The sequence below is a fragment of the Micromonospora sicca genome, assembly GCF_003172935.1.
Lineage (GTDB): Bacteria > Actinomycetota > Actinomycetes > Mycobacteriales > Micromonosporaceae > Micromonospora > Micromonospora sicca.
The window spans coordinates 1-11061 of the sequence record NZ_QGKS01000337.1 but is presented as its reverse complement, the minus strand read 5'-3'; the positions used below and the strand labels follow the sequence as shown (position 1 = coordinate 11061).

Sequence of the window (11061 nt, the reverse complement as noted above, 5' to 3'; positions counted from 1 at the left end):
ACCGCGCTCACCACCCGCGCCCTCCCCGACTAGCCCCCACCGGTTATCGATGGACGCTCGCACCGCACCCGTGATCAGCGTGGCGGCGCAGATCGAGTTCAAGGAGATGTTCCCGGTCTGGATGCCCGGCCGGCCCCGGCGGGCCAAGGACGCCGCCGACGTCGCCCGCCTTCGGGCCGGCCTCCTCGGCCGGGCGGGCAGCTGAGACGACAGCTCAGGCACCGGACGATCGGTCACGCTCCGTTCGATGTCGGGCCGGCGATCCGGCGGCGCGAGGCACAATCGTCTTCATGTCCCGTCGCCGTACCTCCGTCCTGGTCGCCGCCGCCCTGCTCACCGTGGGCCTGGCCGGCTGCTCGAACGGTGCCGCACCGGCCGTGCGCAGCGTGCCGACCGCCCCGCCGAAGGCGACCACCCCGGCACCACGGGTGCCCGCCGGGCACGCGCCCACCGAGACCTTCGCGGTCGGCGTACGACAGCTGAAGCTGAACCGGGACGGCGACCGGCCCCTGCCGGTGACCCTCTGGTACCCGGCCCTGGGGGCGGCCGGCGGCACGCCGGAGCGCTCGGCGCCGGCCGCGACCGGCCGGTTCCCGGTGGTCATGTTCAGCCACGGCCTGGGCGCCCGCCCGGAGGACTACCAGCTGCTGCTGAGCCGCTGGGCGGCGGCGGGTTTCGTGGTGGCCGCGCCGCGGTTCCCGCACACCGGCACGGGCGGCGACGGCAACGTGCTCGACGTGCTGAACCAGCCGGCCGACGTGTCGTACGCGCTGACCCAGGTGCTCGCCCTCGACACGAAGGCCGACGATCCGCTGCGCGGGCGGCTGGACGCCGAGCGGGTGGCCGCGGCCGGGCACAGCGCCGGCGGGGTGACCACGATCGGGCTCTTCACCGCCGGCCGCGACGAGCGGCTCGACGCCGGAATCGTCTTCGCCGGGACGGCGCTCGGGGTGGGCACCGCCTTCGCCGGCGCCGCCGCGCCGCAGCTCTTCGTGCACGGCGAGGCGGACGAGGTGGTGAACTACGCCGCCGGCAAGGCGGTGTACGACGCGGTGCCCTGGCCGAAGGCCATGCTCAGCCTGCCGAAGGGCGACCACGGCCGGGCCCTGCTCACCGACGGCAAGGCGCTGCGGGTGGTCTCCGACACCACCGTCGAGTTCCTCCGCTGGACCCTCTACGGCGACGCGGAGGCCAAGGACCGCCTCCCCACCGACGCCACCCGCGGCGACCTGGCCACCCTCGACGACCACCTCTGAGCGGCCGCCGGGGGCGGGGCGGCTCAGGCGGTGTGGTCGACGACGACCTTGCCGAAGACCTCGCCGGAGGCGAGGCGGGCGAAGGCTTCCTCGATCCGGCCGAACGGCACCACGCTGTCGACCACCGGGCGCACCTCGTGCTCGGCGCAGAACGCGAGCAGCTCGGTCAGCTCGTCCGGGGTGCCCATCGAGGTGCCCAGGATCTCCAGCTGCATGGCGAAGACCCGACGCAGGTTGACCTTGGGCTCGTACCCGGCGGTGGCGCCGGAGACGACGATCCGGGCCATCGGCGCGGCCGACTTCAGGGAGTGGTCGAAGGTCGCCGCGCCGACCGTCTCGATCACCACGTCGACCCGCTCGGGCAGCCGGGCGCCGGGTTCCAGCGCGGTCGCCCCCAGTTCGGTGATCCGCTCCCGCTTGGCGGCGTCCCGGCTGGTGGCGTACACCCGCTTGCCGAGCGCGACGCCGAGCGCGACGGCCGCGGTGGCCACGCCGCCGCCCGCCCCCTGGACCAGCACCGACTCGCCCTCGTCGACCCGGCCCCTGGTGGTGAGCATCCGCCACGCGGTCAGCCAGGCCGTGGGCAGGCACGCCGCGTCGGTCGCCGCCAGGCCGGTGGGCAGTGGCAGCAGGTTCATCCGGGGTACGGCCACCCGCTCGGCGAAGGTGCCGGCGAAGTGCTCGGAGAGGATGGACACGCCGCGGGGGTCGCCGGGGGTGGGCACCACCGGGTAGATGACCACCTCGTTGCCGTCCGGGTCGGTGCCGACCGCGTCGCAGCCGAGGATCATCGGCAGCTGGTCCGGGCCGAGCCCCACCCCGCGCAGCGACCAGAGGTCGTGGTGGTTGAGCGAGCTGGCCCGCACCTGCACGGTGATCCAGTCGTCCTGCGGGTGGGTCGGCTCGGGGCGGTCGCCGACGCTGAGCGCGGCGAGCGGGTTGTCGGCGTCGAAGCTAGAAGCAAAGGCGGCACGCATGATCGGCACGGTAACAAGCTGAGCGCCCGTTAAGAAGGGGCCCTTCCCACCAAAAGGCGATAGAAAGGGCTCCCGGTACGGCTCGGTGCCGCTCAGCGGCGGGCGACCCCGTCGCGGCGGGCCGCCTCGGCCACCGCCTCGGCGACCGCGGGGGCGACCCGCGGGTCCAGCGGGGAGGGCACGATCGCCTCGGCGGTCAGCGACTCGGCGACCACACCGGCGATCGCGTCGGCGGCGGCCACCTTCATCCCCTCGGTGATCCGGGTGGCCCGGGCGTCCAGCGCGCCCCGGAACACGCCGGGGAAGGCGAGCACGTTGTTGATCTGGTTCGGGTAGTCGCTGCGCCCGGTGGCGACCACCGCCACGTGCCGGGCGGCCACCTCCGGGTGCACCTCGGGGGTGGGGTTGGCCAGCGCGAAGACGATGCCACCGGGCGCCATCCCGGCCACCGCCGCCTCGGGGATCTGCCCGCCGGAGACGCCGACCAGGACGTCCGCGCCGCGCAGCGCCTCGGTGATGTCCCCCTGGCGGCCCTCGGCGTTCGTGATCTCCGCCAGCTCCGCCTTGGTCCCGGTCAGCTCGCGGTGCCGGCCGATGATCCCCTTGGAGTCGCAGACCACGACCTGGTCCGGGTTCACTCCCCCGGCGATCAGCATCTTGGTCACCGCCACCCCGGCCGCGCCGGCGCCGCTGACCGCCACCCGCAGGTCGCCGAGCTTCCGGTTGAGCAGGGCGGCGGCGTTGCGCAGCGCGGCCAGCACCACGATCGCGGTGCCGTGCTGGTCGTCGTGGAAGACCGGGATCGGCAGCGCCTCGTCGAGCCGGCGTTCCACCTCGAAGCAGCGCGGCGCGCTGATGTCCTCCAGGTTGATCCCGCCGAACGACGGGGCGATCGCCTTCACCGTCGCCACGATCTCGTCCACGTCCTGGGTGTCCAGGCAGATCGGCACCGCGTCCACGCCGGCGAACTGCTTGAACAGCACCGCCTTGCCCTCCATCACCGGCAGCGCCGCGCGCGGGCCGATGTTGCCCAGGCCGAGTACGGCGGAACCGTCGGTGACCACGGCGACGGTGTGCGACACCCAGGTGTAGTCGTCGGCGAGGGCGGGGTCGGCGGCGATCGCCTCGCACACCCGGGCCACCCCGGGGGTGTACGCGAGGGAGAGGTCCTCCCGGCTGGTGAGCGGCACCGTCGAGGCGACGGCCATCTTGCCGCCGACGTGCAGCCGGAAGACGGGATCAGCGGGGTCCACGGTGGACGAAGACATTGGTGACTCCAGGATCTGTCGAGCAGACGGACCAGCCGGCTCGGGCGCGAGGTCAGCGGCGAGCGGGGCGGGCGGTGCAGGGGGTCACCCGGGCACTTTCCGAGCATAGTGGCGCACGCGGAGCGCCGATGTGAGCGGGGTCATATCCGCCGGCGGCCCACCCGGCCCGGCCGGGGCCAGTACCGGGCCACCACCCGGCCCCGGACGTCGGCCACCCCGTACGCCCGGGAGTCGTCGGCGACCAGGTCGTTGTCGCCGCGTAACCACCAACCGCCGTCCTGCGGACGGACCGCGCGCTTGACGACCAGCAGGTCGGGGCGGCTGCGGAAGACCGCGATCACCACGTCGCCGGCACGCACGGCCCGACCGCCCGTGCGTACCAGTACCGAGTCCCCGTGCCGCAGCGTCGGGACCATGGAGGGGCCGGTGACCAGGACGGTCACCAACGGGCCGCGCAGCTCGGGCGCGGCGGAGTCGCCTGTGGGGCGCATCGGGTTTCACCTCCCGCCCGCCGGGGAGCATGTCCAGGAGTAATGTCGGCTTGGATCATCGCAAACATCCCATGGAGGACCCTGATGCGCCTTCCCCGCATCCTTTCGCCCCGTGTGACCGCCAGCGCGCACTGCGACCTGCCGTGTGGCGTGTACGACCCGGCGCAGGCCCGGATCGAAGCCGAGTCGGTCAAGAAGATCTCCGAGAAGTACCAGGCGAACACCGACCCGGAGTACCGCACCCGCGCCATCATCATCAAGGAGCAGCGGGCCGAGCTGGTCAAGCACCACCTCTGGGTGCTGTGGACCGACTACTTCAAGCCGGAGCACTTCGAGAAGTACCCGAACCTGCACACGCTCTTCAACGAGGCCACCAAGCTCGCCGGCGGCAGCGGCGCCAAGGGCAGCGTGGACCCGGCCGTGGCCGACAAGCTGCTGCAGAAGATCGACGAGATCTCCAAGATCTTCTGGGAGACCAAGAAGGCGTGACCCTGGCCGCCCAGGCACCGACGATCCGGCCGGCGCGTCCCGAGGACGTGCCGGCCGTCGTCGCGATGGTGCACGAACTCGCCGAGTACGAGCGCGCCCCCGAGCAGTGCCACCTGACCGCCGAGCAGTTGACCGCCGCCCTGTTCGCGACTGCTCCAGGTCGCGGCGCGGCGTCAGACGCGCCGAGCTGGAGCAGTCGTAGCCCGGCGCCGGCGCTCTTCGGCCACGTCGCGGTGGACGACCGGGACACTCCGCTCGGCTTCGCGCTCTGGTTCCTCAACTTCTCCACCTGGGAAGGTGTGCACGGCATCTACCTGGAGGACCTCTACGTCCGCCCGGCCGCCCGGGGCACCGGGGCGGGGCGGCTGCTGCTCGCCACCCTCGCCGCGATCTGCGTCGAACGGGGCTACCGCCGGCTCGAGTGGTGGATGATCAAGTGGAATCCGGCGGCCGGCTTCTACGCGTCCATCGGGGCGGTGCAGATGGACGAGTGGGTGCCGTACCGGCTGGCCGGCCCGGCGCTGCACGGCCTCGCGGCGCAGGCCACGGCCGTGCCCCCGCAGTCGCACACCTGACCGGGTAGAGTCCCGCACCGGGGGGATGAGGCGTGACTCAACTGACCGGCCAGCCGACGACCGACGACGACGTGGTGCACCTCACCGTGCCCGCCGACGGCAGTTACCTCGGTGTGCTCCGTACCGCCACGGCAGGTCTCGCGGCCCGGCTCCAGTTCGCCCTCGACGAGATCGAGGATCTGCGCATCGCGGTGGACGAGGCGTGCGCCATGCTGCTCGCCATCGCCACCCGGAACGCCGAACTGGAGTGCCGCTTCACGGTCACCGACGACGCGCTGACCGTCGAGGTGACCGTGCCGACCGTCCGGGGCGCCACGCTCCCGTCCGAGTCGTCCTTCGCCTGGAAGGTGCTCACCGCGCTGACCACGTCGGCGGCCGCGAAGGCGGCCGACGGCCGGGCCACCATCTCGCTGCTCACCCGCCGGGCCTCCGGCTACTGACCGCGCGTCCCGCACCGCCCCCGAGGGGGTGTGAGCGGCCGGGTCACTGGAAGCCGAGCGCCCGGTTGGTCGGCGGGCTGACCAGCAGGCCGGTGACGCCCAGGCCAAGGGCCATCAGCGGCAGGCCCAGCCAGCCCAGCCCGCCCTGGATCATGTACCAGCCGATCGGCAGCAGCATGAGCTGAAGCACGATGGCCGGGGCCCGGGCGCCGCTCTTCCGGCGGCCCAACGCGCCGCCGAGGGCCCAGAGCGCCACCGCGCCGGCGAGCGCGAACGCCGTGACCAGCAACGCCGAGGTGAGGTGGGTCGTGGTGGCGGTGAGGTCGGACCAGATCAGCCAGACCGCGACCAGGCCGAGCGCCACCGCCTCGGCGCGCAGCAGGCGTACCGCCCAACGGAGCGTGTCGGGGATCGGCTCGGAGTCGATGGTCACGCGCGACACGATACCCGCCGGTAGGCGCGGTACAGTGCCGCCCATGCGGGCCGTCCTGGTGGTCAATCCGAAGGCCACCACCACCAGCGAACGCAGCCGGGACGTGCTGGTCCGGGCGCTGCGCAGCGAAGTCGACCTGTCGGTGCGGTACACCCGCCGACGGGGTCACGCCATGGACCTGGCCCGGGAGGCCGCCGAGGAGGGCGTCGACCTGGTGGTCACGCTGGGTGGCGACGGCACGGTCAACGAGGTGGTGAACGGCCTGATGGCGGCCGAGCCGCCGACGTTCCGGACCGGCGACACGCCGGCGGAGCGGCTGCCCGCCCTGGCCACCGTCCCCGGCGGCTCGACGAACGTCTTCGCCCGGGCGCTGGGGCTGCCCCGGGAATGGCCGGAGGGGACCAGCATGATCCTGGAGGGGCTGCGCCTGGGCCGCTCCCGGACGATCGGCCTGGGCCGGGCGGACGACCGGTACTTCACGTTCTGCGCCGGCTTCGGCGTCGACGCCGCGGTGATCCACCGGGTCGAGCGGGCCCGGCGGAAGGGACGGGTCTCCTCGCCCGGGCTCTATGTGCGGTCGACCCTCGGCCAGTACTTCTTCGGCTCCGACCGCCGGCACCCGGCGATCAGCCTGGAACGCCCCGGCGAGCAGCCCGAGGCCGAGCTGGCGACCGTCATCATCCAGAACACCGCACCGTGGACGTATCTGGGCGAGCGCGAGATCAACCCGAACCCGGACGCCTCGTTCGACCTCGGCCTGGACGTGCTGGCGATGCGTCAGCTCCGGGTCGCCAGTACGGCACGGATCGTGACCCAGTCCTTCTCCCGGAAGCCCGATCCGCGCGGCCGTCAGGTGCTACGGCTGCACGACGTGGCGGAGTTCACCCTGCTCTCGGCCCGTCCCCAGGCTTTTCAGCTCGACGGGGACTACCTGGGAGAGCGGGAGAAAGTTAGATTCACATCCGTTCCGGCCGCACTGAGAGTAATCTGCTAGGTCTCGGGTACTCCCGTCGGTTGACGCGGTCGCCCACCGCCAGCCGCGCGGTGACCGCCACACCCGAGGGGCAGGTGCCGGAAATGTCAGCAATGTCACGCGCACTGTACTATATTGATCCTCGACTGTGGCACGCCGGGTAACCAGAGCGCTCTGAAACCCGGACAAAAGGGTGGTGAGCTCGCTCACTGCTCGGAGTTTTTCCGAGTGGCACCCTTGACATCGCAGCAGTTCGTGAAAGTATTCACAAGCGAACTTGAGTTACCGGGACATTGCCTGGATATGCTCGGCAGGTTGAGCTGTTCCAGCAGGTCCAGGGGCCCGCAGCCTGCTCACGCAGTGCCGAATTGATGGACGCTGACCGTCACCAATCGGCAATGCGGATGCATATAGGAAAAGCACGAAGCGATATCTGCCACCCATCCAGAATGAGGAGTGTTGCCGCCATGGACTGGCGTCACCATGCTGTCTGCCGCGACGAGGACCCGGAGCTGTTCTTCCCGATCGGGACGTCCGGTCCGGCTCTCCTGCAGGTCGAGCAGGCCAAGGCCGTCTGCCGGCGCTGCTCCGTGACCGACGAGTGCCTGAAGTGGGCGCTCGAGTCCGGTCAGGATGCCGGCGTCTGGGGCGGGATGAGCGAAGAGGAGCGCCGTGCGGTCAAGCGCCGCGGCGGTCTCCGGGTGCTGCGCGCTCACTCCGCCTGACCACACCGCACAAGCTGAACGCCCCGGCAGGGTCACCCGCCGGGGCGTTGTGCTGTTCGGGTCCGGCGGCGCGACTCGTCGACCACGTGGCGTCGACCCGACGAAGCACCAGATCGGCGAGGTCGGGGGCGTCGGTGAGCGGGGCGGCCACCGCCGTCGCGCCGGCGTGCCGGGCCGCCGCCAGCACCGCGTCGTGGAACAGGCCCGGAGCCAGGAAGTAGACGGCCACCGCGACCCGCCGGGCGCCCGCCGCGCGCAACTTCGCCACCGCGACGCCGGCCGCCGGGGACGCCGCCGAGGCGTACGACACCCGGCAGGGCACCCCCAGCCGCGCCCCGAGGGCCGCCGCCACCCGGCCCACCGAGCCACGCGCCCGCGCGTCCCGGGTGCCCGCCGCGGCCAGCACCAGGGCGTCCACCGGTCCGGGCTCGACCTCGGCCAGCCGTCGCCGCAGCCCGGTCAGCAGCGCGGCGTCCACCACCCCGTCCGCCGGTCCCAGCACGTCGGTGATCCGGACGTCCATCGGCGGCCCCGGCTCCCGCGCGGCGGCGACCGCCGCCGGGATGTCGACCTTCCGGTGGTAGGCGGCGGTCAGCAGCAGCGGGACCAGCACCGCCCGGGGATGTCCCGCCGCGGCGAGCTCACGCAGCACGCCGGTCGGCCCGGGCTCGGTGTGGTCCAGCCAGCTCGGCAGCACCGTCGTCCCGGGACGGGCCGCCTCGACGGCCCGGGCCAGCGCACGGGTCGCCTCGGCGGCGCGCGGATCGCGACTGCCGTGCGCGACCAGGACCACCGGGGCGGACCCGACGGCCGCCCCGGCGCCCGCCGAGGTCACACGTGCAGGCCGCACTCGGTCTTCTCGAACATGGCCCACCGGCCGGCCCGTGGGTCCTCCCCCGCCTTCGTGCGCCGGGTGCAGGGCCAGCAGCCGATCGAGCCGTAGCCGCGGCTGAGCAGCTCGTTGACGGGGATGTCGTAGCGGGAGATGTAGGCGTCCACGTCGCGCTGGGTCCAGGTCGCGATCGGGTTCACCTTGACCTTGCCGCGCCGGGCGTCGAAGGTCACCACCGGCGTGTTCGCCCGGGTCGGGGACTCGTCCCGCCGCAGCCCCGCGGCCCAGGCGTCGTACCCGGTCAGGGCCCGCTCCAGCGGCTCGACCTTGCGCAGCTGGCAGCAGTCGTCCGGGGACCGGTTGAACAGCCGGGGGCCGTACTGGCCGTCCTGCTGCCCGACGGTCATCCGGGGACGGATCGAGCGGACGTTCACCGGCAGCCGGCGGGCCACCTCGTCGCGGACCCGCAGCGTCTCCGGGAAGTGCAGCCCGGTGTCCAGGAAGACCACGTCCACCCCGGGCGCGACCCGGGAGACCAGGTGCGCGAGCACCCCGTCCGCCATCGAGCTGGTCACGCAGAAGCGGTCGCCGAAGGTCTCGGCGGCCCAACGGGCGATCTCCAGCGCCGGAGCACCCTCCAGCTCCCGCCCGGCCGACTCGGCCAGCGCGCGCAGCTCCTCCGGGTCGCGGCGCCGCGGGTCGGCCGGTGCCGGGCCGCCGACGCCGACCAGGCCCAGGTTGGTGGCGGAGACCAGACTCATCGGGCCACCGCCCTGCCGAGCAGGCCGGTGAACTTCACGGTGAAGACCCGGGCGCAGGCGTGGCACTCCCAGGCGCCGTGCCCGGCCTCGCTCGGCCGCAGGTCCTCCTCACCGCAGTACGGGCAGTAGAGAGGCGCGGAACGGGCGTCACTCATCGCAACTCCTCCTCGTCGACCCTGATCACCCAGTTGGCGAACGTCTCACCCTCGATCCGGCCGGCCAGGTAGCGGCGGGCCAGCCGTTCCACGTACTCCGGAAGCTCCTCGGCGGTGGTCTTCAGGCCGCGCAGCTTGCGGCCGAAGCCGGCGGTCTGCCCCTCGGCCATGCCGAGGCCACCGCCCAGGTGCACCTGGAAGCCCTCCACCTGGCGGCCGTCCGGCCCGACCACCAGCTGGCCCTTCAGCCCGATGTCGGCGACCTGGGTCCGGGCACAGGCGTTCGGGCAGCCGTTGAGGTGGATGGAGATGTCGGCGTCGAAGTCGCGCAGCCGCTCCTCCAGCTGGGCCACCAGCTCCTCGCCGCGGGCCTTCGTCTCGACGATGGCCAGCTTGCAGAACTCGATCCCCGTGCAGGCCATGGTGCCGCGCCGCCAGGCCGACGGCCGGGCCTCCAGGCCGATCCGGCGCAGCGCCGCGACCAGCGACTCCGTCCGCTCCGGCGCCACGTCAAGGACCAGCAGCTTCTGGTACGGGGTGAGCCGAACCCGGTCGCTGCCGTGCGCCTCGACCACGTCGGCCAGCTCGGCGAGCTGCCCGCCGGAGACCCGCCCGACCACCGGGGCGGCCCCCACGTAGTGCCGCCCGTCGCGCTGCCGGTGCACGCCGATGTGGTCGACCGGCTTGCTCGGCAGCTCCGGCGCCGGGCCGTCCAGCAGGGTCCGGCCCAGGTACTCCTTCTCCAGCACCTCGCGGAACTTCGCCACGCCCCAGTCGGCGACCAGGAACTTCAGCCGGGCCCGGTTGCGCAGCCGGCGGTAGCCGTAGTCGCGGAAGATGCCGACCACGCCGGCCCAGACGTCCGGCACCTCGGCCAGCGGCACCCACACGCCGAGCCGCTTGGCCAGCATCGGGTTGGTGGACAGGCCGCCGCCGACCCAGACGTCGAAACCGGGGCCGTGCTCCGGGTGGTCCACGCCGAGGAAGGCGACGTCGTTCGCCTCGTACGGGGTGTCGACCAGCCAGGAGATCGAGGTCTTGAACTTGCGGGGCAGGTTGGAGAACTGCTTGTCGCCGACGTACCGGCTCACGATCTCGTCGATCGCCGGGGTCGGGTCGACCAGCTCGGCCTCCGCCACCCCGGCGACCGGGCTGCCGAGCACGATGCGCGGGCAGTCGCCGCACGCCTCGGTGGTCTGCAGGCCGACCGCCTCCAGCCGGCGCCAGATCTCCGGCATGTCCTCGACCCGGATCCAGTGGAACTGGACGTTCTGCCGGTCGGTGATGTCGGCGGTGTCCCGGGCGAACTCCCGGGAGATGCCGGCGATGACCCGGAGCTGGGCCAGGGTCAGCTGGCCGCCGTCGACCCGGACCCGGAGCATGAAGAACTCGTCCTCCAGCTCGTGCGGCTCCAGCACCGCCGTACGGCCGCCGTCGATGCCGGCCTTGCGCTGGGTGTAGAGGCCCCACCAGCGGAACCGGCCGCGCAGGTCCTGCGGGTCGATGGAGGCGAAGCCCCGGTGGGCGTAGATGGTCTCGATCCGGGCCCGGACGTTCAGCGGGTCGTCGTCCTTCTTGATCCGCTCGTTGGCGTTGAGCGGCTCGCGGTGACCGAGCGCCCACTGCCCCTCCCCGCGCGGACGGCGGGCGGCCCGGGCGGCGGGGGCCGCCGGGGTCTCGGGCCGG

General features: G+C 72.9%; 15 protein-coding genes. 7 read left to right on the top strand and 8 right to left on the bottom strand.

All coding sequences use genetic code 11. The annotated features are described in order from the left end of the window. Positions 1-49: 49 nt before the first annotated feature. Both DKT69_RS27655 and DKT69_RS27650 read left to right on the top strand, forming a co-directional pair. A complete protein-coding gene (locus DKT69_RS27655; protein ID WP_236648393.1) occupies positions 50-205 on the top strand; it encodes a hypothetical protein in 156 nt (51 codons plus the stop codon). 85 nt (positions 206-290) lie between these two features. Beyond that, entirely contained in the window at positions 291-1256 is a 966-nt protein-coding gene (locus tag DKT69_RS27650; protein ID WP_109804412.1) for an alpha/beta hydrolase family protein, read from the top strand. Between the two features lie 23 nt (positions 1257-1279). Here DKT69_RS27650 and DKT69_RS27645 read toward each other — a convergent pair whose 3' ends face one another. The 3 genes from DKT69_RS27645 to DKT69_RS27635 all read right to left on the bottom strand — a co-directional run bounded on the left by DKT69_RS27645 (position 1280) and on the right by DKT69_RS27635 (position 3992). Beyond that, on the bottom strand, positions 1280-2242 hold the full coding sequence (locus tag DKT69_RS27645) for a zinc-binding dehydrogenase (RefSeq protein WP_201749891.1): 963 nt from the start codon (positions 2240-2242) through the stop codon (positions 1280-1282). Positions 2243-2325: 83 nt separating this feature from the next. Continuing rightward, positions 2326-3501, bottom strand: a complete 1176-nt coding sequence (locus DKT69_RS27640; protein WP_109804411.1) for an NAD(P)-dependent malic enzyme — start codon at positions 3499-3501, stop codon at positions 2326-2328. A 140-nt stretch (positions 3502-3641) separates the two neighbouring features. Then, entirely contained in the window at positions 3642-3992 is a 351-nt protein-coding gene (locus tag DKT69_RS27635) for a S24/S26 family peptidase (protein WP_109804410.1), read from the bottom strand. 84 nt (positions 3993-4076) lie between these two features. Here DKT69_RS27635 and sodN point away from each other — a divergent pair, with 84 nt between their 5' ends. The 3 genes from sodN to DKT69_RS27620 all read left to right on the top strand — a co-directional run bounded on the left by sodN (position 4077) and on the right by DKT69_RS27620 (position 5496). Further along, entirely contained in the window at positions 4077-4481 is a 405-nt protein-coding gene (sodN, locus tag DKT69_RS27630; RefSeq protein WP_109804409.1) for a superoxide dismutase, Ni, read from the top strand. A gap of 65 nt (positions 4482-4546) precedes the next feature. Next, positions 4547-5056: a GNAT family N-acetyltransferase gene (locus tag DKT69_RS27625; protein WP_109804413.1), complete on the top strand. Its 510-nt coding sequence runs from the start codon at positions 4547-4549 to the stop codon at positions 5054-5056. A 32-nt stretch (positions 5057-5088) separates the two neighbouring features. After that, positions 5089-5496, top strand: coding sequence for an ATP-binding protein (locus DKT69_RS27620; protein WP_109804408.1), 408 nt, complete (start codon positions 5089-5091; stop codon positions 5494-5496). A 43-nt stretch (positions 5497-5539) separates the two neighbouring features. On the opposite strand, the gene DKT69_RS27615 is transcribed toward DKT69_RS27620, so the two are convergent. Continuing rightward, the gene (locus tag DKT69_RS27615; RefSeq protein WP_109804407.1) at positions 5540-5929 is read right to left on the bottom strand and encodes a hypothetical protein; all 390 of its coding nucleotides are present in this window, start codon (positions 5927-5929) and stop codon (positions 5540-5542) included. Between the two features lie 43 nt (positions 5930-5972). Between DKT69_RS27615 and DKT69_RS27610 the strand changes: the two genes are divergently transcribed. Next, positions 5973-6923: a diacylglycerol/lipid kinase family protein gene (locus tag DKT69_RS27610; protein WP_109804406.1), complete on the top strand. Its 951-nt coding sequence runs from the start codon at positions 5973-5975 to the stop codon at positions 6921-6923. A 446-nt stretch (positions 6924-7369) separates the two neighbouring features. Beyond that, a complete protein-coding gene (locus DKT69_RS27605; RefSeq protein WP_089012725.1) occupies positions 7370-7627 on the top strand; it encodes a WhiB family transcriptional regulator in 258 nt (85 codons plus the stop codon). On the opposite strand, the gene DKT69_RS27600 is transcribed toward DKT69_RS27605, so the two are convergent. The 4 genes from DKT69_RS27600 to DKT69_RS27590 form a co-directional block, all read right to left on the bottom strand. Then, positions 7581-8477 carry a sirohydrochlorin chelatase gene (locus DKT69_RS27600; RefSeq protein ID WP_109804405.1) on the bottom strand — a complete coding sequence of 299 codons (897 nt, stop codon included), beginning with the start codon at positions 8475-8477 and terminating at the stop codon, positions 7581-7583. The genes DKT69_RS27605 and DKT69_RS27600 overlap by 47 nt on opposite strands. After that, entirely contained in the window at positions 8459-9220 is a 762-nt protein-coding gene (locus tag DKT69_RS27595) for a phosphoadenylyl-sulfate reductase (protein ID WP_109804404.1), read from the bottom strand. The genes DKT69_RS27600 and DKT69_RS27595 overlap by 19 nt, the downstream gene beginning before the upstream one ends. Then, positions 9217-9375 (bottom strand): IS1 family transposase, encoded by a 159-nt coding sequence (locus tag DKT69_RS37935; protein ID WP_146231228.1) that lies wholly within the window; start codon positions 9373-9375, stop codon positions 9217-9219. The genes DKT69_RS27595 and DKT69_RS37935 overlap by 4 nt, the downstream gene beginning before the upstream one ends. Next, on the bottom strand, positions 9372-11061 hold a 1690-nt coding region (locus DKT69_RS27590), incomplete at its 5' end, for a nitrite/sulfite reductase (protein ID WP_109804403.1). The genes DKT69_RS27590 and DKT69_RS37935, both read right to left, overlap by 4 nt.

What these genes read in the sequence shown, in the direction of transcription:
- DKT69_RS27655 (WP_236648393.1), top strand. Translation starts at nt 50, where the DNA reads ATGGACGCTCGCACCGCACCCGTGATCAGCGTGGCGGCGCAGATCGAG.
- DKT69_RS27650 (WP_109804412.1), top strand. Translation starts at nt 291, where the DNA reads ATGTCCCGTCGCCGTACCTCCGTCCTGGTCGCCGCCGCCCTGCTCACC.
- DKT69_RS27640 (WP_109804411.1), bottom strand. Translation starts at nt 3,501, where the DNA reads ATGTCTTCGTCCACCGTGGACCCCGCTGATCCCGTCTTCCGGCTGCAC.
- DKT69_RS27635 (WP_109804410.1), bottom strand. Translation starts at nt 3,992, where the DNA reads ATGCGCCCCACAGGCGACTCCGCCGCGCCCGAGCTGCGCGGCCCGTTG.
- sodN (WP_109804409.1), top strand. Translation starts at nt 4,077, where the DNA reads ATGCGCCTTCCCCGCATCCTTTCGCCCCGTGTGACCGCCAGCGCGCAC.
- DKT69_RS27625 (WP_109804413.1), top strand. Translation starts at nt 4,547, where the DNA reads ATGGTGCACGAACTCGCCGAGTACGAGCGCGCCCCCGAGCAGTGCCAC.
- DKT69_RS27610 (WP_109804406.1), top strand. Translation starts at nt 5,973, where the DNA reads ATGCGGGCCGTCCTGGTGGTCAATCCGAAGGCCACCACCACCAGCGAA.
- DKT69_RS27605 (WP_089012725.1), top strand. Translation starts at nt 7,370, where the DNA reads ATGGACTGGCGTCACCATGCTGTCTGCCGCGACGAGGACCCGGAGCTG.
- DKT69_RS27595 (WP_109804404.1), bottom strand. Translation starts at nt 9,220, where the DNA reads ATGAGTCTGGTCTCCGCCACCAACCTGGGCCTGGTCGGCGTCGGCGGC.
- DKT69_RS37935 (WP_146231228.1), bottom strand. Translation starts at nt 9,375, where the DNA reads ATGAGTGACGCCCGTTCCGCGCCTCTCTACTGCCCGTACTGCGGTGAG.